This is a genomic window from Streptomyces sp. So13.3 (genome assembly GCF_005860785.2).
GTDB lineage: Bacteria > Actinomycetota > Actinomycetes > Streptomycetales > Streptomycetaceae > Actinacidiphila > Actinacidiphila fildesensis.
On record NZ_CP048835.1, the window covers coordinates 3,811,327 to 3,829,369 of the forward strand.

The 18,043-nt window shown below is 69.6% G+C and carries 20 protein-coding genes; 11 read left to right on the forward strand and 9 right to left on the reverse strand.

Going from position 1 to position 18,043, the window contains the following annotated elements:
* Nucleotides 1-54: 54 nt before the first annotated feature.
* On the reverse strand, nucleotides 55-834 hold the full coding sequence (locus C8250_RS17270; protein WP_138357774.1) for a GntR family transcriptional regulator: 780 nt from the start codon (nucleotides 832-834) through the stop codon (nucleotides 55-57).
* Between the two features lie 18 nt (nucleotides 835-852).
* On the opposite strand from C8250_RS17270, the gene C8250_RS17275 reads away from it, so the two are divergent.
* From C8250_RS17275 to C8250_RS17290, 4 genes are all read left to right on the forward strand, one after another.
* Nucleotides 853-1,326 (forward strand): NUDIX hydrolase, encoded by a 474-nt coding sequence (locus C8250_RS17275; RefSeq protein WP_138357779.1) that lies wholly within the window; start codon nucleotides 853-855, stop codon nucleotides 1,324-1,326.
* A gap of 828 nt (nucleotides 1,327-2,154) precedes the next feature.
* Entirely contained in the window at nucleotides 2,155-2,583 is a 429-nt protein-coding gene (locus C8250_RS17280) for a DUF3592 domain-containing protein (RefSeq protein WP_138357775.1), read from the forward strand.
* 340 nt (nucleotides 2,584-2,923) lie between these two features.
* Nucleotides 2,924-4,084, forward strand: coding sequence for an IS701 family transposase (locus tag C8250_RS17285; RefSeq protein ID WP_138351468.1), 1,161 nt, complete (start codon nucleotides 2,924-2,926; stop codon nucleotides 4,082-4,084).
* 378 nt (nucleotides 4,085-4,462) lie between these two features.
* Complete coding sequence (locus C8250_RS17290) at nucleotides 4,463-4,834, forward strand: arsenate reductase family protein (RefSeq protein ID WP_138357639.1); 372 nt, start codon at nucleotides 4,463-4,465, stop codon at nucleotides 4,832-4,834.
* Between the two features lie 22 nt (nucleotides 4,835-4,856).
* Here the strand turns inward: C8250_RS17290 and C8250_RS17295 are convergent, their stop codons facing one another.
* Nucleotides 4,857-5,309: an Lrp/AsnC family transcriptional regulator gene (locus tag C8250_RS17295; RefSeq protein ID WP_138357640.1), complete on the reverse strand. Its 453-nt coding sequence runs from the start codon at nucleotides 5,307-5,309 to the stop codon at nucleotides 4,857-4,859.
* Between the two features lie 117 nt (nucleotides 5,310-5,426).
* On the opposite strand from C8250_RS17295, the gene C8250_RS17300 reads away from it, so the two are divergent.
* Nucleotides 5,427-6,440, forward strand: a complete 1,014-nt coding sequence (locus tag C8250_RS17300) for an asparaginase (protein WP_138357669.1) — start codon at nucleotides 5,427-5,429, stop codon at nucleotides 6,438-6,440.
* On the opposite strand, the gene C8250_RS17305 is transcribed toward C8250_RS17300, so the two are convergent.
* Nucleotides 6,405-6,599, reverse strand: coding sequence for a hypothetical protein (locus C8250_RS17305; protein ID WP_138357641.1), 195 nt, complete (start codon nucleotides 6,597-6,599; stop codon nucleotides 6,405-6,407). The genes C8250_RS17300 and C8250_RS17305 overlap by 36 nt on opposite strands.
* Nucleotides 6,600-6,828: 229 nt before the next feature.
* Nucleotides 6,829-7,971: a PP2C family protein-serine/threonine phosphatase gene (locus C8250_RS17310; RefSeq protein ID WP_138357642.1), complete on the reverse strand. Its 1,143-nt coding sequence runs from the start codon at nucleotides 7,969-7,971 to the stop codon at nucleotides 6,829-6,831.
* A gap of 112 nt (nucleotides 7,972-8,083) precedes the next feature.
* On the opposite strand from C8250_RS17310, the gene C8250_RS17315 reads away from it, so the two are divergent.
* The 3 genes from C8250_RS17315 (at nucleotide 8,084) to tgmB (ending at nucleotide 10,663) form a co-directional block, all read left to right on the forward strand.
* Entirely contained in the window at nucleotides 8,084-9,316 is a 1,233-nt protein-coding gene (locus tag C8250_RS17315; RefSeq protein ID WP_138357643.1) for a GNAT family N-acetyltransferase, read from the forward strand.
* Between the two features lie 200 nt (nucleotides 9,317-9,516).
* Complete coding sequence (tgmA, locus tag C8250_RS17320; protein ID WP_138357644.1) at nucleotides 9,517-9,708, forward strand: putative ATP-grasp-modified RiPP; 192 nt, start codon at nucleotides 9,517-9,519, stop codon at nucleotides 9,706-9,708.
* Between the two features lie 13 nt (nucleotides 9,709-9,721).
* Nucleotides 9,722-10,663, forward strand: a complete 942-nt coding sequence (gene tgmB, locus C8250_RS17325) for an ATP-grasp ribosomal peptide maturase (RefSeq protein ID WP_138357645.1) — start codon at nucleotides 9,722-9,724, stop codon at nucleotides 10,661-10,663.
* A 126-nt stretch (nucleotides 10,664-10,789) separates the two neighbouring features.
* Here the strand turns inward: tgmB and C8250_RS17330 are convergent, their stop codons facing one another.
* Together C8250_RS17330 and C8250_RS17335 are read right to left on the reverse strand one after the other, a co-directional pair.
* Entirely contained in the window at nucleotides 10,790-11,611 is an 822-nt protein-coding gene (locus C8250_RS17330) for a DNA-formamidopyrimidine glycosylase family protein (RefSeq protein WP_138357646.1), read from the reverse strand.
* 7 nt (nucleotides 11,612-11,618) lie between these two features.
* Nucleotides 11,619-12,104, reverse strand: coding sequence for a ribose-5-phosphate isomerase (locus C8250_RS17335; RefSeq protein WP_138357647.1), 486 nt, complete (start codon nucleotides 12,102-12,104; stop codon nucleotides 11,619-11,621).
* A gap of 172 nt (nucleotides 12,105-12,276) precedes the next feature.
* Between C8250_RS17335 and C8250_RS17340 the strand changes: the two genes are divergently transcribed.
* Entirely contained in the window at nucleotides 12,277-13,698 is a 1,422-nt protein-coding gene (locus C8250_RS17340) for an amino acid permease (protein ID WP_244809172.1), read from the forward strand.
* A gap of 56 nt (nucleotides 13,699-13,754) precedes the next feature.
* On the opposite strand, the gene C8250_RS17345 is transcribed toward C8250_RS17340, so the two are convergent.
* On the reverse strand, nucleotides 13,755-14,357 hold the full coding sequence (locus C8250_RS17345) for a biotin transporter BioY (protein WP_138357649.1): 603 nt from the start codon (nucleotides 14,355-14,357) through the stop codon (nucleotides 13,755-13,757).
* A gap of 337 nt (nucleotides 14,358-14,694) precedes the next feature.
* On the opposite strand from C8250_RS17345, the gene C8250_RS17350 reads away from it, so the two are divergent.
* Both C8250_RS17350 and C8250_RS17355 read left to right on the forward strand, forming a co-directional pair.
* Nucleotides 14,695-16,095 (forward strand): amino acid permease, encoded by a 1,401-nt coding sequence (locus tag C8250_RS17350; RefSeq protein ID WP_244809174.1) that lies wholly within the window; start codon nucleotides 14,695-14,697, stop codon nucleotides 16,093-16,095.
* Between the two features lie 84 nt (nucleotides 16,096-16,179).
* Nucleotides 16,180-16,821, forward strand: coding sequence for a superoxide dismutase (locus C8250_RS17355; RefSeq protein WP_138357651.1), 642 nt, complete (start codon nucleotides 16,180-16,182; stop codon nucleotides 16,819-16,821).
* An 88-nt stretch (nucleotides 16,822-16,909) separates the two neighbouring features.
* Here C8250_RS17355 and C8250_RS17360 read toward each other — a convergent pair whose 3' ends face one another.
* On the reverse strand, nucleotides 16,910-17,302 hold the full coding sequence (locus C8250_RS17360; RefSeq protein ID WP_138357652.1) for a VOC family protein: 393 nt from the start codon (nucleotides 17,300-17,302) through the stop codon (nucleotides 16,910-16,912).
* Nucleotides 17,302-17,940, reverse strand: a complete 639-nt coding sequence (locus C8250_RS17365) for a DsbA family protein (protein WP_138357653.1) — start codon at nucleotides 17,938-17,940, stop codon at nucleotides 17,302-17,304. The genes C8250_RS17360 and C8250_RS17365 overlap by 1 nt, the downstream gene beginning before the upstream one ends.
* Nucleotides 17,941-18,043 lie beyond the last annotated feature (103 nt).

Sequence of the window (18,043 nt, forward strand, 5' to 3'; positions counted from 1 at the left end):
GTCAACCCGCCACTAGAAAGAATCTTGTGGCGGGTTGTCAGACCTGATGGAGGATCAATCCCCCGCAGGGAAGCGGTAGTCGAGAACGAACTGGTCAGCGGCCATGACCGTGTCGCAGACCTCGACCACGCGACCTTCGTGAGTCATGGCATCCCGTACGAGATGAAACACCGGCGAACCGGGACTCAAGGCCAACGCTGAGGTCTCAGGCTTGGTTGCCAGCCGCGCCCGCACGGTTTCTGTGAACTCCGCGAGGGTATGGCCGTTCTCCTCAAGGCGCGCGTAGATCCCACCGCCGCCGGGGTTCTCGGCGAACATCTCCGGGATGTCCTTCACCACGTCCCACGGCAGGTACGAGGTCGCTTCCTCGGTGGGGGTGCCGTCGCGGAAGTACCGGCGTTTACGTGCCAGCACCTTCGTTCCGGCCGGTACGTCCAGCCTCTCCGCAATGTCGGGCGGGGCATCTACCGGGCCGATGAAGAGCACGTTCACGCCAGGCTTGCCGCCGGACTGCTCAGCCTCTGCCAGGTAGGCAGCCTTCCCCGCCTTGCGGTGTGCCCGACGGAAGCGGTCAGAGGACTTCCGCTGTACGGGCGGACGGGAGCGGACGAACGATCCCCGCCCATGGTGGGTCTCGATCAGTTGAGCCGTACGCAGCTCTGCGACTGCCTTGCGTACGGTGCCGGAAGCGGCGGCGTAGCGGGCCATCAGGTCCGCTTCACTCGGCACGGCATCGCCGGGCGCCAACGTGCCTGCCCGGATCTGTGCGGCGAGGTCATCTGCGATCAGCAGATACTTCGCCTGGGCCGTAGAAGCCACCTCAGCACTCGCCATAGTCCTTCCCTGTCTCCTATTCTCCTGTACATGAGTAACAGCCGCCACGAAGCCACGTCAACGCCTCTCCACTCCGTGTCCGTGGCCGGAGTCGTCGTGCGGCACGACGGGCGCGTCCTGTCGATCAAGCGCGCCGACAACGGAACGTGGGAGCCGCCCGGCGGTGTCCTCGAACTCACCGAGACCCTGGAAGACGGCGTTCGCCGGGAGGTCTACGAGGAGACCGGCATCAAGATCCAGGTCGAGCGGCTGACCGGGGTGTACAAGAACACGACGCGCGGGATCGTCGCCCTCGTGTTCCGCTGCCATCCCGAGGGCGGACAGGAACAGCTCTCCGACGAGTCCATCGCAGTCGAGTGGCTGACCCCTGACGAGGTGATCGCCAGCATGGGCGAGGTGTACGCCGTGCGCATCACCGATGCTCTTCGTGACGATGCTCCTCACGTCCGCGCTCACGATGGCCGCAAGCTGACCAGCTCCATGGAGCACTAACGGGCGACAGCGCGGTAGGAGTTTCTCTATTAGATCAAGGCGACTCGCTGCGCTCGCCGCTGGCCCGTAGCTCCGGGCCTCTCAGGGTCTGCAAGGCAGTCTTCTCTCAGAGAGAGAAAGGGCCGCGCACAGCGCGGCGGCGCCGGCCGTCGCCCGGCGCGGCCCGCCTCCATGTCTCCGCCACCGGCTGGCCGCGCCGGTCGCCGTCCGCGCCCACAAGTGGGGGAAACACAGGTCCGGGGCAGGGTCAGGAGCGGTGACGCGGATTGCCAGCCCAGCAGGCACAGACAGCCTCCGGCGGGGGCGCTCCGACTCTGGGATGGCGGAAACCCGGACGGCGACCGCGGGCACATCGTGGTGAAGGTGGGAGCTGCCATCCCGTCCACCGACGTCCCAGGCAGAGCCGAGCAGTCGCGGCCCAGGGCGTCAAGGTCGTTCGTACAGTGGCGCGCTCCACCTTGACGCCCTGAACCACGCCCGCTCCACGATGTGTGGGACGACGGCAGACGGGATGGCAGCCAGGCACGCTGTGGCGGAGGCTTGGAGCTGAGGTGATGCGGCTGTACCGATAGGTTCCAACGTCACGTCATTCACGCCGAGTTGAAGGCGATCAGGGTCCCGGGCGATCTCCCAGTTTGCTATGGCGGCCGACGGGGCCTACCACTACCGTCTTCTGGGACGGTGCCTGTTTCGTTCCCAGTGATCACCAGCGCAACATCTGTAAATGGCCGGGGGGAAGCATTGGCACTAGCTGATCCGGAGCGGGCAGAGGACCGCGGCGGCCATCCTGGACGGACCTTTCGGCCTCGCGGTGCCCAAGCTACCGTCATGCTGATTCTGCCGTTTCTGGCCGGTCCGCTCTTCCTGGCATTGGGCTTGGTGCTCGGCATCGACAACGGAACTGCCAGGCTGCACTTCAGTGACGCCCAGAAGGTCTCCGCCGTTGTGACCAGCGCCGAGTACGTCAAGCCACAGTTCAAGCAAAGTGCTTCGAGAGTGCGTGTGGCCTTGCTGGTGGACGGCCGGCAGGTAGTAGCTTCGATCGACGATGTGGCCAGTGCCCCGGATGGTCTGTCCGCAGGAGACAGCGTGATCGTCCTGGCGGACCAGGCACGTTCCGGACATGCGCTGTTTCCGAGCCAACTCGGTTGGGAGAAGATGGCACTTCCCGGCGGGTTTATCGGCGCGGGTCTCTTCACCAGTATCGCAGCGGGCGTATCCGCCAGCAGGGCGGTCCGCACACGACACGGACGGTGAAGGGGGCGTTGCTGCTACCTCCGAGGGATCAGCGCCCAAGGTATCCGGGCGTGTCCGATCCGTGCCCGGTCCGGCGGGAAACGTCGGGGACTCACGGGGAACGACGGCCAGCGCGCGGCTTAGCACCAGGTCAGAGACTTGCCAGGTCAGGCCACATCCGCGTCACACGTCTTCCAAACTAGCTACGCGGGTTCGATTCCCGTCGCCCGCTCTGTACGGCTCCGGCCCGTGCCCGAGGACTTCCGTCCCGGTCACGGGCCGGACGCGTTCCTGCCAGTGCGTTCTAGTACTGCAACGGCGTTTGGCGTGACTGGTGGCCAGGGCCGTCGTTGATTTGACTATGGGTGGGGAACTCAGTGACATCAGGACGTGGGCGGCCGGTCTGGGCGAGTTGCACGAGCGGTTTGTGCACCGATTTGCCCGGTCGGAGCCGCGGGAGTCGGCGCTGGCTTATATGCAGGGGCTGATCGCTCCGTTGGAGCGGAAGAACGGCTGGACGCTCGCGGAGGAGGCCGGGCACGCGGCCCCCGATCGCATGCACCGGCTGTTGAACCGGTGCGACTGGGACGCCGATGAAGTCCTCGACGACGTCCGCGACTACGTCGTGGAACATCTCGGCGACCCGGACGCGGTGCTGATCGTGGACGACACCGGGTTTCTGAAAAAGGGCGTCCGCTCGGCCGGAGTCCAGCGCCAATATTCCGGAACCGCCGGGCGAACAGAAAATTGTCAGGTGGGTGTCTTCCTCGCCTATGCCGGCGCCCGGGGCCGCACGCTGATCGACCGCCGCCTGTATCTGCCCACGTCATGGACCGATGACCGCGAACGCTGCCGGGCCGCGGGGATCGAGGACACGGTCGCCTTCGAGACGAAAGTGGTGACCGCCAAGGCCATGGTCCGCCGGGCGATCACCGACAACATCCCGTTCCGGTGGGTGACGGCGGATGCCGCCTACGGCTTCTCCAAAGGCTGGCGGACCGAGCTCGAGCAGGCCGATGTCTTCCACGTCATGGCCACCACCCGCCACGACACCGTCGTCACCCGCTGGGCTATGGACCACCCGGTCCACGACCTGTTTCCCTCACTGCCCCGACAGAAGTGGAAACGCCGTTCGTGCGGCAACGGCGCCCACGGGCCCCGGATCTACGACTGGGCGAGGGTCGAAGTCCGTCCTTGGCATCGTGAAGACCGCCGGCACTGGGTCATCGCCCGCCGCAGCGTGAGCCGACCACAGGAGATCTCCTACTACATCGCCTACTGCCCGGCCGAGACCACACTCGATGAGCTGATCCGCGTCGCCGGCAGCCGGTGGGCTGTTGAAGAGTGCTTCCAAACCGCGAAGCAGGAATGCGGCCTGGACGACTACCAGGTCCGCCGCTACCCCGGCTGGCACCGCCACATCACCCTCGCTATGGCCGCCCACGCCTGCCTGACCGTCCTGCGGGCCCGCGCCCTCGATACGGAGAAAGCAGAAACGGATCCTCCCAGCTCATCCCCCTGACCCTGCCCGAAATCCGGCGACTGACCACCCGCCTGACACGGCCCCGAGCCCACCTCACCGACCACGTCCTGCACTGGTCACACTGGCGCCGCCGCCGACAATTCCAAGCCCGCTTCAGCCACTACAAACGACGCGGCCACACACCACCAGAAACTGCCCACACATCAGAACAAAGACCGTTGCAGTACTAGGGCGTGTTGCGAAAGTCCCGCCTGGCCCACGACGCCTGGCACGCGCCCTCGCCGCGTTGTCGGGCTCGTCCACGTACGTCCAATACAAGGACGACCCTCCGCCTTGCGAGCGCACGCACCAGACGCCGTGGACCACGCCCTCCGGGCGAACGGCGCTCCTTTCGCAACACGCCCTAGGCTGCCGGGCATGGAGATCTGGATCAATCCCGCCTGTTCGAAATGCCGCTCCGCGCTGAGCACCCTGGACGCCGAGGGCGCGGAGTACACCGTCCGCCGTTATCTGGAGGACCCGCCGGACGCGGACGAGCTGCGGGCGGTGCTGGGGCGGCTGGGGCTGGAGCCGTGGGACATCGCGCGGACCCAGGAGCCGGCCGCCGCCGGGCTGGGCCTGAAGGAGTGGGGCCGCGGGCCCGGGGACCGCGACCGCTGGATCGACGCCCTCGCCGCCCACCCCTCCCTCATCCAGCGCCCGATCATCACCTCGGACGACGGCACGGCCCAGGTCGCCCGTACCGAGGACGCGGTACGCGACGCGCTGTCGCGCGGCGGGGCGGGCTGAGGCCCGCGGCGATCAGTGGCGGTCAGTCGACCGGGACGCCCTGGGGGGCCTTGATGCGTTTCATGATCATCTGGGAGTTGACGTCGCTGACGCCCGGGAGGGAGATCAGCTTCTCGGTCCAGAAGCGCTCGTAGGCCTCGCTGTCGGCGACGGCGATGCGGAGCAGGCAGCCGGGGGCGCCGTAGAGGCGGTAGGCCTCGACCACGTCCGGGGTGGACTGGAGCTGGGCCTCGAAGGCGGCGACGGAGTCGCGGTCGCGGCGGACCTCCACCGAGGCGAAGACCTCGAAGCCGCGTCCGACGGCGGCCGGCTCGACGACGGCGCGGTAGCTCCGGATCACCCCGTCGTCCTCCAGTTGGCGCACCCGGCGCAGGCAGGGGGAAGGGGTGAGGCCGACCCGCTGGGCCAGCTCCTGGTTGGTCAGCCGGCCGTCGGCCTGCAGCTCGCGCAAGATTCGTCTGTCGATAGCGTCCATGGTGACATTTTCTAGCACTGTCGTGCGCATTTCGCGCCGTAATCAGCAATCAAATGTTGTCAATATCCGCATATCCTTGCTGTGGACTTATCAGACAACACGCGGAAGCGGGTCACAGTGCCGCACATCGTCGTCATCAGCACCGGGGGCACGATAGCCAGCAGGTGGCAGGGAGCCGGTTACGCGGCGGAGGCCGCCGGCCTGGAAGTGCTGGCCGCGGGGGCGATCCCCGAGGGCGTCGACGTACGGGTCGTGGACCTGTTCACCGTCAACAGCTCCCGGCTGACCACCGCCCACCAGCTGGAACTGCTGCGTACGGTGCACGAGGTGCTGGCCGACCCGGCCGTCGACGGCGTGGTCGTCACGCACGGCACGGACACCCTGGAGGAGTCCGCCTTCCTGCTGGACCTGCACCACGCGGACCGCAGGCCGGTCGTGCTCACCGGGGCGCAGAAGCCGCTGGACGCGGCCGACGGCGACGCGGCGGGCAACCTCTACGACGCGCTGCTGACCGCCTCCACCGGCCGGGACATCGGCGCGGTCATCGCCTTCGGCGGGCTGGTGCACGCGGCCCGCGGCACGGTGAAGAAGCACACCGTCGACGTCCAGGCGTTCGCCGACCCGACGGGGCTGCCACTGGGCCGGGTGCAGTTCGGCCGGGTCACCTGGGGGCGGCACCGCCCCCGGCCCGAGGCGCTGCCGGTGCCCGCCGCGGGCGTACGGCCGCCGCGGGTGGACATCGTGATGCACCACAGCGACGCCGATCCGGTGCTGTTCGACGCCGCGCTGGCCGCCGGCGCCGAGGGCATCGTGCTGGTCGGGACCGGAGCCGGCAACGCGACCCCGGACTTCGCGGCCGCGGTCGGCCGGGCGGTGGCGGCCGGCGTCCTCGTCGCGGTCAGCACCCGGGTGGCGGCCGGCGCAGTGGCGCCGATCTACACCGGCGGCGGAGCCGTGGACCTGGTCGAGGCGGGCGCCGTGCTGGCCGGCACGCTGCGCGCGGGACAGGCCCGCATCGCGGTGCTGTCCGCGCTGCTGTCCACACCCGACCGCGCGGACCGCCCCGCCGCGCTGCGCCGGATCGTGGACTCGTCGTCAGAGCTTTATCTGGTTGATGGTGTCGGCAAGTGAGGTAAGGAAACGGTTCACCGAGGGCGCCATATTGGTCGACGCGATGAAGAAGCCGAACAGGGCGGCCACTATCGCGGGGCCGACCTTGATCGACTTCCCCCTGATCATGACCACCAGAATGACGCCCAACAACAGGACTACGGACAGGGAGATGGCCACAGCGGATCACTTCCTCTTCGGTACGCCGCAACGGTCCGGGGAGTCGCCGCGCCCCCGCGCCACATCCATCGTGCCACCAAGCACCGACACTATGGACCCGGGAACCACATCGTTCCACGACAACACGGCCACAAACAGGCGGCCTCAAGAACAGGGGTGGCGAACTGGCGTGCGGACCACCGGTGTTGGGGGGCGTGGTGACGGTGGTGCCGGAGGGGGCGCCGCGCCGTCAGTCACGGCACACGACCAGCAGCGCACGGTCGTCGTTGACGTCCTTGGCGACCGCCTCGATCAACCGCCAGGCGGCGCCGCGGAATCCCGTGGCGACGAACCGGTCGGCCTCGCCGATCAGCCGGTCGATGCCCTCGGTGATGTCCCGGTCCGCGGCCTCGACCAGGCCGTCGGTGAACAGCAGCAGAACGTCGCCCGACCGCAACGTTCCCTTGACGCCGTGGAATTCGGCGCCGTCGTAGACCCCCAGCAGCGGGCCCTCCGCCGCCATCTCCTCCCAGCGGCCGGTTCCCGCGCTGAGCTGGACGCCGGGCAGATGGCCGGCCGACAGCAACTCGTAGTCGCCGCTCTCGAGGTCGAGCACCAGATGGATGGAGGTCGCGAAGCCCTCGTCCCAGTTCTGGCGCAGCAGATAGCCGTTGGCGGCGGTCAGGAAGGCGTGCGGCGGCAGCGAGCCGAGCAGGCCGCCGAAGGCGCCAGACAGCAGCAGTGAACGGGACGCGGCGTCCATGCCCTTTCCCGACACATCGGTCAGCACCGCTTCGAGCACCCGGCCGCCGAGCGTGCGGGTGGCGACCACGAAGTCGCCGGAGAAGGACTGGCCGCCGGCCGGGCGCAGCGCCATCTCGGCGTGCCACCCCGCCGGGAGCCTGGGCAGCCGGCTCTGCACCCGGATCCGTTCCCGCAGGTCGAACAGCATCGTGTGGCCGCCCCGCCAGGGCACGCCGACCCGGCTGCGGAACTGGGCGATGAGCAGTCCGGAGAGGGCGACGGCGGAGACCACCAGGACGATGCCCGGGGTCACCCGGGACGGGCCGTCCTGGTACGGGCCGAGGACCGCGGACTCGACGACCAGCGCGACCGCGGCGCTCGTGTAGAGCACCAGGAGACTCGCCGGGCGCAGCAGCAGGCCGCCGGTGAGGATCGGCAGGACGAGGGCGCTGGGCGGGCACCAGACGGGGATGCAGACGGTGGTGTAGGCGAGGGCCGGGACCGTGAGCATCAGCACGCTCAGCGCCAGCCAGTCCGAGGCGTCCCCGCGGAAGTAGTCGACGGCGGACTTGCGCAGGCCGAGGCGGACCCTGTGCAGCGACCGGCGCCACCGGGTGCCAAGACTGTCTCTTGCCGCGTCCTTACCCATGTCCCGGCGACCCTACCCACCCTTTCGGCGGCACGTCGATTCCCTGGACGGTGGGTCGCTGTCTGCGGTAAATGGGCTCGCATCACGGTAAGAGGGCTGGTAGGCAGGGTCCATGACGACCGAATTGCGGGTGCTTGACGCCGAGCAGTGGGACGACTGGTACGGGATGTTGGAGCGCGCCTTCGGAGGCCCTGCCGAGTCCCGGGACGAACGGGCGCTGTGGCGGGAGCTGACCGATTGCGAACGGTCGCTCGCGGCATGGGACGGGGACGAGATCGCCGGCACCGCGGGGGCGTTCTCGTTCCGGCTGTCGGTGCCGGGCGGCGCGCTCGTGCCGGCGGCGGGCGTGACGATGGTGAGCGTGCAGCCGACGCACCGCCGGCGCGGGGTGCTGACGTCGATGATGCGCAGACAGCTGGACGATGTGCGCGCGGCGGGCGAGCCGTTGGCGGTGCTCACCGCCTCGGAGCCGGCGATCTACGGCCGCTTCGGCTACGGGCAGGCCACGGACCAGATGCGGCTGGAGATCGACACCAACCGCGTCCGGCTGAACCTGCCCGCCGGGACCGACCGGGTCCGGCTGCGGATCGTGGCCCCCGCCGCGGCACGCGAGGTGTGCGAGACGGTCTACGCGCAGCGGGTCGCCGCCCGGCCGGGGATGCTCGCCCGGCAACCGGGCTGGGACCGGCTGCCGTTGCTCGACCCGAAGTCGAACCGGGACGGCGCCGGCGAGCTGCTGTGTGTGCTCGCCGAGGTGGACGGCGAGGTGCGCGGCTACGCGCGGTACGCGGTGCGGCCCATCTGGAGCCCGGCGACCGGGCCCGACGGCGCGGTGCTGCTGCGCGACGTCGAGGCGCTCGACCCGGTGGCCTACGCGGCGCTGTGGAACTTCCTGTTCGGGCTCGACCTGACGTCCTCGGTACGGATCCGCAACCGGCCGGCCGACGACCCGGTGCTCCACCTGGTCTCCGACGTCCGCCGGTGCGGCATCGGGCTCCGCGACGGGCTGTTCGTCCGGACGGTGGACGTCGGGGCGGCCCTGGAGGCACGGACGTACGCGGCTCCGGTCGACGTGGTGCTCGATGTCGAGGACGCGTTCTGTCCGTGGAACGCCGGGCGCTGGCGGCTGGCGGGCGACGCGAAGGGGGCGACGTGCGCGCGGACCGGCGACGCGGCGGATCTGGCGCTCTCGGCGCGGGAGTTGGGGGCGGCGTATCTGGGCGGCTTCTCGCTCGGCGCCCTGGCGGCGGCGGGGCGGGTGACGGAGTTGCGGCCCGGCGCGCTGGCCGAGGCGTCGGCGGCGTTCGGTTCCGACGTCAAGCCGTGGTTGCCGCACGGGTTCTGAGCGGCCTGGCGGCACCGGACACTCACCACAGGCAAAAAAGTGACGGAGAGTGTCGAACTCACTGCACTCGGACACGCATAGTTACCTTTGTCACACCGGCGCCGGGAACGCATGGGACGGCTGAGCAAGTCTCATACGTAGAGCCGTAGTTGGGCACGTGTGCCGGACACCGCCCGGCCCGGAGTGACAGAGGAGAAGCCATGAGAGCATTCGCGCTGTTTCATGCCCGGCCGACCACCCCGGACACCTTCACCACCCTGTACACCTACGACTGCGCGCAGCAGCTCAACGTCCTGCCCGACGGACGACCCGTCATCAGTGACCCCGTGATGCTGCTCGCCACCGGCTCCACCACGTCCACCGCCGGCTCCAAGACCCACTTCGACGACTGAGCCCCAGACGCCCATGACCGTCCTGATCCTGACCGTCCCGGAGGACGTGACAGCGGACCTGGTGGTGGCAGCCCTGCACGAGCGCGCGGTGCCGGTGGTGCGACTGGACCCGGCCGGACTGCCCGGCGAGGTCTCCATGTCCGCCGAGTACATAAGCGGCGACGTGCACGGCTTCCTGTCCGTACAGGGGCGCCTGGTGAGCATGAACAGCCTGCGCTCGGTGTGGATCCGGCGCCCCGGCACCCCGGGCGCGGATGCGACCCGGCGCTCCGAGCAGCCGGAGTGGCTGACCACCGAGGCGGAGCGGGCCCTGTACGGGGCACTGCGCTGTGTGCCCGCACCGTGGATGAACCATCCGGGCGCCGCCGAGCAGGCCCGCTACAAGCCCTGGCAGCTCTTCGCCGCGCACCGCGCGGGCTTCGCCGTGCCCGCCACCCTGATCACGACATTTCCGCAGGCCGCCCGGAAGTTCGCCGAGCAGCACCCGGAGCTGGTGGTCAAGTCCGTCTCCGGCACCCATCCGGGGAACCCGCCCATGGTGCTGCCGACCACGGTGGTCCCGCCGGACCCCGACTTCTCATCGGTCTCGGCGGGCCCCACCCTGCTCCAGGAGTACGTGCGCAAGACCGCCGACATCAGGCTGACCTGCGTGGGGGTCCGGCAGTTCGCCGCCGCCAAGAAGGCAGGCCCGGACCAGGTGGACGGCCGCTTCGGCAGCCCCGAGGACGCGCAGTGGTACCCGGTCGAACCGCCCGCGCGGATCGCGCGGGCGGTCCGGGACTACATGGACGAGGCCGGACTTGCCTACGGTGCCTTCGACTTCGCGGAGGACTGCGACGGCACCTGGTGGTTCCTGGAGTGCAACCAGTCGGGCCAGTTCGGCTTCGTCGAGCTGGCGACCGGTCAGCCCATCACCGCGGCGATCGCCGACTGGCTCGCCCGTGACGGGACCTGAGCCCCTTCCGCGCCGGCTCAGGACTCCCCGATCGCCCACCGTGAGCCGTAGGAGCAGTGCCGGAGGCGGGCGGTTCCAGGGCGTGTTGCGAAAGTCCCGCCTGGCCCACGACGCCTGGCACGCGCCCTAGCCTGCCGCCGAAGGCCCCTGGCAGTGCGGGCACCAGAACAGGTTTCTCGCTGCCAGGCCCGCCGTGCGGATCTCTCCGCCGCAGATCAGACAGGGCTGCCCGGTGCGGCGGTAGACGTAGACCTCGCCGCCGTGGTCGTCCTGGCGGGGCGGGCGGCCCATCGCTTCGGGCTCGTGTTCCGGGCGGACGGTGTCGATGCGGTTGTTGCGGACGCCTTCGCGCATGAGGGCTGCCAGGTCGGTCCACATCGCGTCCCATTGGGCGCGGGTGATGTCGCGGCCGGGGCGGTAGGGGTCGATGCCGTGGCGGAAGAGGACTTCGGCCCGGTAGACGTTTCCCACTCCGGCGATGATCTTCTGGTCCATCAGGAGTGCCGCGATAGTGGTGCGGCTGCGCGTGATGCGGTGCCATGCCTTGGCCGGGTCGTCCGCCGGGCGCAGCGGGTCCGGGCCGAGGCGGGCGTGTATCGCGTGCTTCTCGCCGTCGGTGATCAGCGCGCAGGTGGTGGGGCCGCGCAGGTCGGCGTACGAGTCCGGGTTGGCGAGCCGCAGCCGGACGGTGTCGGTGGGCGGTGGGGCCTTGCCGTCGCCGAAGCCGAGTTTGCCGAACAGGCCCAGGTGGATGTGGACCCAGCCCGTCCCGTCGAAGCCGAGGAACAGGTGCTTGCCGTGCGCGTCGACGCGGTCGAGGACCGCGCCGTCCAGCAGCGCGGCGCTGTCGGAGAACTTGCCCTGGGGGCTGCTCGCCCGCACAGGACGGCCGCCGAACCTCTCGAAGTGGTCGGCGGCCAGCCGGTGGATCGTGTGCCCTTCGGGCATGGTGCGGTCAGCCCTGCGGGTGGTGGGCCGGGATCGGGGGGAGCTCACCGGTGTTCTCGTACGCGGTGAGCATGTCGATACGGCGGGTGTGCCGCTCCTCGCCGGAGTACGGGGTGGCGAGGAAGATCTCGACGAACTTGGTCGCCTCGTCCTCGGTGTGCATCCGGCCGCCGATGCTGATCACGTTGGCGTCGTTGTGCTCACGGCCGAGGGCGGCGGTCTGCTCGCTCCAGGCGAGTGCGGCGCGGACGCCCTTGACCTTGTTCGCGGCGATCTGCTCGCCGTTGCCGGAGCCACCGATGACGATGCCGAGGCTGCCGGGGTCGGCGGCGGTGCTCGCCGCGGCCCGCAGGCAGAACGGCGGGTAGTCGTCCTGGGCGTCATAGATGTGCGGACCGCAGTCCGTCACCTCGTGGTTGTTGGCCTTGAGCCACTCGACGAGGTGGTTCTTGAGTTCGAAGCCGGCATGGTCGGAGCCGAGATACACGCGCATACGGACGAGTGTGGCATGTCCGGAGGCGGGCAGAGGTCAGGGGGGCGTCGGGCGCGCTTGAGGGTTATTTGAGGTTAAAACAACGAATTGGCCTCAGCTGTCCTCCGCTGTTCCGTAAGTGGTCGTTCCGGGTATTGGATGCGACCCCATGAGCTCACTTCCCCCCTCAGTCGTGACCGACGCCCCCCAACAGGAAGACAGGACTCCACAGCAGTCGTCCGGCCTCCAGGCCGGACTCAAGAACCGTCATCTGTCGATGATCGCGATCGGCGGTGTCATCGGCGCCGGCCTGTTCGTCGGCTCCGGTTCCGGTATCGCGGCGGCAGGCCCGGGCATCCTGCTCTCGTACGCCCTTGTCGGCACGATGGTCGTGTTCGTCATGCGGATGCTGGGCGAGATGGCGGTGGCCAACCCCACGTCCGGCTCGTTCTCCGCCTACGCGGACCGGGCACTCGGCCGCTGGGCCGGGTTCTCCATCGGCTGGCTCTACTGGTTCTTCTGGGTCGTGGTGCTGGCGGTCGAGGCGACGGCCGGCGCGACGATCCTGCACGGCTGGGTGTCCTCGGTCCCGCAGTGGGCCTGGGCGCTGATCGTGATGGCGGTGCTGACCGCGACCAACCTGGTCTCCGTCGGCTCGTACGGCGAGTTCGAGTTCTGGTTCGCCGGGATCAAGGTCGTCGCCATCGCCGCGTTCATCGTCCTCGGCGGGCTCGCCGCCTTCGGCATCCTGCCGGGCTCCGACCACGAAGCGGTCGGTATGGCGAACCTCACCGGGCACGGCGGCTTCCTGCCGAACGGGCCCGGCGCGATCCTCACCGGTGTGCTGATGGTGGTGTTCTCGTTCATGGGCAGCGAGATCGTCACCCTCGCGGCGGGCGAGTCCCAGAACCCGCGCAAGGCGATCACCAAGGCGACCAACAGCGTCATCTGGCGCGTCGGCGTCTTCTACCTGGGCTCGATCCTCATCGTGGTCTCCCTGCTGAAGTGGGACGACCCGGCGATCACCAAGAAGGGCTCGTACGTCGCGGCCCTGGACTCCATAGGTATCGCGCACGCCGGCGAGATCATGAACGTCATCGTGCTGACGGCCGTGCTGTCCTGCCTCAACTCCGGCCTGTACACCGCGTCCCGGATGGCCTTCTCGCTCGGGCAGCGCGGCGACGCGCCGGCGCAGTTCGCGCGCACCAGCAAGGGCGGGGTGCCGCGGAACGCGATCCTGGGGTCGGTGCTGTTCGGCTTCGTCGCGGTCTTCTTCAACTACGAGTGGCCGGACACCGTCTTCAAGTTCCTGCTCAACTCGTCCGGCGCGGTCGCGCTGTTCGTCTGGCTGGTCATCTGCTTCTCGCAGCTGAAGATGCGCCGCATCATCGAGCGGGAGGAACCGGAGAAGCTCATTGTGCGGATGTGGCTCTTCCCGTACCTGACGTGGGCGACGATCGGCATGATCTCGTTCGTGCTCGTCTACATGCTCACCGACAAGGACGGCCGCCCGCAGGTGCTGCTGTCGCTGCTGGTGGCGGCCGTGGTCATCGCGATCTCGCTGGTCCGTGAGCGGATGCAGCGCGACCGCAAGGACGCTGTCGTCGGCTCGTAGCCGTGGAACGACGGCGGCCCGGTCCCTGAGGGGCCGGGCCGCCGTGCTGTCCGCGGTCAGCCGCGGCGGCCCACCAGCTGCCAGGCGGCGGGCAGCACGCCCATCGCGAGCGCGGCCTTGAGGGCGTCACCGAGCAGGTACGGCGTCAGGCCGAGCGAAACGGCCTTGCCGAAGGAGAGATGGGCGGCCAGCGCCAGGTACGGCACGCCGACCGCGTAGATGATCACGCTGCCGAGCACCATGGCACCGGCCGTCCGCAGCACGGTGCGGTCCGCACCGCGGCGGGCGAGCGCGCCGACGGCGGCCGAGGCGAGCAGCATTCCGAGGATGTAGCCGAAGCTCGGCATGGCGGAGCCCGACGAACCCTCCGCGAACCACGGCATGCCGGCGACACCCGCGACGGCGTACAGCGCCAGGGCCGCGAATCCGCGGCGGGCGCCGAGCGCGGTGCCGACCAGCAGCGCGGCGAAGGTCTGGCCGGTGACCGGGACCGGGGAGCCGGGGACCGGCACCGAGAGCTGCGCGGCCAGACCGGTGAGCGCGGCGCCGCCGAGCACCAGCGCCACGTCGCGCACCCGGGCCCGGGCGGCGGAGGACGCGGGGAGCAGATCGGCGAGGACCGTGCCGGTCCGGGTGTCAGAGACAACAGCGGTGCTCATCGGGACTCCGTGGGTGAGAGGTCGGCCGGGCCGGGTTCGTACAGGTGACGCCGCGACGCTAGCGCAGCGGACAACCCAAGATCACCGTCGGCAGACGACAAAGGCACGCTCGGCGTCTTGGAGGTTCCCTGCACCGGCCAGCTTTCGCCGCCGCGCTTGCGTTTCGCTTGTTTCAGCAGGTCACGTGATGCTCGTCACGGTCGGCGCGGGAGACCCCGCCCGACGCCGACGGGTTTTGCGGAGCGTGCCCGGGCACGGGGACACTGTGGGGTCCCACCAAAGCCCACCGATTCTTCCACCGTCCCCCCTCCCCCGATCCTGTGAGAGTTCGAGCACCGTGCACGAGATACCGCCCCCCGCCGAGCCGTTGTCGGCCGGGCTGAAGCAGCGCCATCTGACCATGCTCGGCCTGGGCGGGGTGATCGGTGCGGGGCTGTTCGTCGGCTCGGGCGCCGGGATCGCGGTCGCCGGGCCGGGGATCGTCGTCTCGTATCTGATCGCGGGTCTGCTCGCGATGCTGGTGATGCGGATGCTCGGCGAGATGTCGGCCGCGATGCCCGCCTCCGGGTCCTTCTCGGTGCACGCGGAACGGGCCTTCGGCCGCTGGGCCGGTTTCACGGTGGGCTGGCTGTACTGGCTGCTGCTGGTCGTGGTGCTGGCGGTGGAGGCGACCGGCGCGGCGAAGATCGCGAACGGCTGGCTGCCGTCGGTGCCGACCTGGGCGTGGGTGCTGCTGTTCATGGTGGTGTTCACCGCCGCGAACCTCGCCGCCGTAGGCAACTTCGGCGAGTTCGAGTTCTGGTTCGCGGCCCTCAAGGTCGGCGCGATCGTGCTCTTCCTGGTGCTCGGCCTGCTGGCGGTCCTCGGGCTGCTGCCCGACACCGACCCGGTGGGCATGGCCAACCTCAGCGGCCACGGCGGCTTCCTGCCGAACGGCTGGGACGGGGTGGTCTCCGGGGTGCTCGCGGTCGTCTTCGCGTTCGGCGGCCTGGAGGTCGTGACCATCGCGGCGGCCGAGTCGGACGATCCGGCGCGCGCGGTGGGGCGCGCGGTTCGCAGTGCGGTGTGGCGGATCCTGCTCTTCTACATGGGCTCGATGCTCGTCATCGTGACCCTGCTGCCGTGGGAATCCGTCGTGCCCGGGCAGAGCCCGTACGTCGCGGTGCTGGACCGGATCGGCATTCCCGGGGCAGCGCAGATCATGAACATCGTGGTGTTCGTCGCGCTGCTGTCGGCGCTCAACGCCAATCTGTACGGCTCGTCACGGATGATCTTCTCGCTCGCCGAACGGGGCGAGGCGCCGGCCGCGCTGACGAAGGTCTCGCGCGGCGGGGTGCCGCGCCTGGCGGTGCTGGCGTCCGTCGCGTTCGGCTTCGCGTCGGTGCTGCTCAATCTGAAGTGGCCGGACTCGGTCTTCCAGTACCTGCTCAACGCGGTGGGCGCGGTGCTGCTCGTGGTGTGGAGCCTGATCGCCGCCTCGCAGCTGCGGTTGCGGCGGCGGCTGGAGCGCGCGGCGCCGGGGGCGCTCACCCTGCGGATGTGGTGCTTCCCCTGGCTGAGCTGGGCGGCACTGGCGGGGATGGCCGCGGTCCTGGTGCTGATGCTGACCGACGACGCGGCGCGCCCGCAGGTGCTGTGGTCGGCGGGGGCGACGGGCGTGGTGCTCGCGGTGGCGCTCGGACGGGAGTGGCGGGACCGCCGGGACCGCCTGCGGAACCCGGGCCGACAGGGCCGGTAGGGGCACCCGGGCCGGGCCCACTTCTGCTGCTAGCGTGCACTTGCATACGACTTGCAATAACCTAGCGGCCGGAGGAACTAGCGCATGCCCACGTACACGCTTCCTGAATTGCCCTACGACTACGCCTCGCTGGAGCCCGTGATCAGCGGCGAGATCATCGAGCTGCACCACGACAAGCACCACGCGGCGTACGTGAAGGGCGCGAACGACACCCTCGACCAGCTCGCCGAGGCCCGTGACAAGGAGCAGTGGGGCGGCATCAACGGGCTGGAGAAGAGCTTCGCCTTCCATCTCTCCGGCCACATCCTGCACAGCATCTACTGGTCGAACATGTCCGGTGACGGCGGCGGCGAGCCGCTGGACAAGGACGGCACGGGGCAGCTCGCGGACGCCCTCGCGGAGAACTTCGGCGGGTTCGACCGCTTCAAGGCCCAGCTCTCCAAGGCCGCGGCCACCACGCAGGGCTCCGGCTGGGGCGTGCTGGCGTACGAGCCGCTCAGCGAGCGGCTGATCGTCGAGCAGATCTACGACCACCAGGGGAACGTCGGCCAGGGCAGCGTTCCGCTGCTCGTCTTCGACGCCTGGGAGCACGCGTTCTATCTTCAGTACCGCAACCAGAAGGTCGACTTCGTCGAGGCGATGTGGCGCGTCGTGAACTGGCAGGACGTCCAGGCGCGGTTCGCCGCCGCCAAGGAGCGGACGAGCGGTCTGCTGCTGGCGCCGTAGGGCGCCCCGAAGGCCGAAGGCCCCCGCGCGGTGGTGTCGCGCGGGGGCCTTCACCCTGTGCTGCCGAACCCTCTCCCGCAGACCTGCGTCAGCGGGGTTCGATGAGGTCCCAGCGGTTGCCGTACAGGTCCTGGAAGACCACGACGGAACCGTAGGCCTCGTGCCGGGGCTCCTCCTCGAAGACGACGCCGGCCGCGACCATGTGCTTGTAGTCGCGGTCGAAGTCGTCGGTGTTCAGGAACAGCCCGACCCGGCCGCCGGTCTGGCCGCCGATCCGCGCCTCCTGCTCGGGCGTCGAGGCGCGCGCCAGGAGCAGTCCCGTCCCCTGTCCCCGCGACCCGCGAGGATCCACGATCACCCAGCGGCTGCCGTCGTCACGCGCGGTGTCCTCGCGCAGCTCGAAACCGAGAGCGCCGGTGTAGAAGGCGATGGCCTCGTCGTAGTCGCGGACGACGAGGGTCACCAGTCCGAGGTGCGGCATCAGTCGAAGATCGGCCCGGCGGTCCGGGTGCGCTTGACCTCGTAGAAGCCGGGGGTGGAGGCCACCAGCAGCGTGCCGTCCCAGAGCCGGGCCGCGGCCTCGCCCTTGGGGGCGGGGGTGACGACCGGGCCGAAGAAGGCGACCTGCTCGCCGTCTGCGCCGGGAACGGCGATGACCGGGGTGCCGACGTCCTGGCCGACCTTGTCGATGCCTTCCTGGTGGGAGGCGCGCACCTCGGCGTCGTAGGTGTCCTTGTCGGCGTAGTCGATCAGGTCCGCCGGGAGGCCGGCGTCCTCCAGCGCCCCCACGATCGCCTCCAGGGTCGCGCCCTCGCCGCGGTTGTGGAAGCGGGTGCCGAGCGCGGTGTAGAGCTTTCCGACGACCTCGTCACCGAACTTCTGCTGGGCCGCGACGACCACGCGCACCGGCCGCCAGCCCTTCGGGCCGAGCAGCTCGCGGTACTGCTCGGGCAGCTCGTCGAGCTTGGGCTCGTTGAGGACGGCCAGGCTCATGACGTGCCAGCGGACCTCGACCGGCCGGACCTTCTCGACCTCCAGCATCCAGCGCGAGGTCATCCACGCCCAGGGGCACAGCGGGTCGAACCAGAAGTCGACGGGGGTCTTCTCGGCTGTGGTCACTTCTTCTTCTCCTCAGGAACAGAAACAACACGGCACGGGACTGCTCGTACCTCGGAAACCTCGGGATCAGGGGCGGCATTCCCGCCTGTCGCCCATTGGTGCG

Excerpts from the sequence above, each read along its gene's own strand:
- C8250_RS17330 (WP_138357646.1), bottom strand. The coding sequence starts at position 11,611 with ATGCCCGAAGGGCACACGATCCACCGGCTGGCCGCCGACCACTTCGAG.
- C8250_RS17290 (WP_138357639.1), top strand. The coding sequence starts at position 4,463 with ATGGAGATCTGGATCAATCCCGCCTGTTCGAAATGCCGCTCCGCGCTG.
- C8250_RS17280 (WP_138357775.1), top strand. The coding sequence starts at position 2,155 with ATGCTGATTCTGCCGTTTCTGGCCGGTCCGCTCTTCCTGGCATTGGGC.
- C8250_RS17355 (WP_138357651.1), top strand. The coding sequence starts at position 16,180 with ATGCCCACGTACACGCTTCCTGAATTGCCCTACGACTACGCCTCGCTG.
- C8250_RS17315 (WP_138357643.1), top strand. The coding sequence starts at position 8,084 with ATGACGACCGAATTGCGGGTGCTTGACGCCGAGCAGTGGGACGACTGG.
- C8250_RS17345 (WP_138357649.1), bottom strand. The coding sequence starts at position 14,357 with ATGAGCACCGCTGTTGTCTCTGACACCCGGACCGGCACGGTCCTCGCC.
- C8250_RS17295 (WP_138357640.1), bottom strand. The coding sequence starts at position 5,309 with ATGGACGCTATCGACAGACGAATCTTGCGCGAGCTGCAGGCCGACGGC.
- C8250_RS17270 (WP_138357774.1), bottom strand. The coding sequence starts at position 834 with ATGGCGAGTGCTGAGGTGGCTTCTACGGCCCAGGCGAAGTATCTGCTG.
- C8250_RS17335 (WP_138357647.1), bottom strand. The coding sequence starts at position 12,104 with ATGCGCGTGTATCTCGGCTCCGACCATGCCGGCTTCGAACTCAAGAAC.
- C8250_RS17285 (WP_138351468.1), top strand. The coding sequence starts at position 2,924 with ATGGGTGGGGAACTCAGTGACATCAGGACGTGGGCGGCCGGTCTGGGC.
- tgmA (WP_138357644.1), top strand. The coding sequence starts at position 9,517 with ATGAGAGCATTCGCGCTGTTTCATGCCCGGCCGACCACCCCGGACACC.
- C8250_RS17310 (WP_138357642.1), bottom strand. The coding sequence starts at position 7,971 with ATGGGTAAGGACGCGGCAAGAGACAGTCTTGGCACCCGGTGGCGCCGG.
- C8250_RS17360 (WP_138357652.1), bottom strand. The coding sequence starts at position 17,302 with ATGCCGCACCTCGGACTGGTGACCCTCGTCGTCCGCGACTACGACGAG.
- tgmB (WP_138357645.1), top strand. The coding sequence starts at position 9,722 with ATGACCGTCCTGATCCTGACCGTCCCGGAGGACGTGACAGCGGACCTG.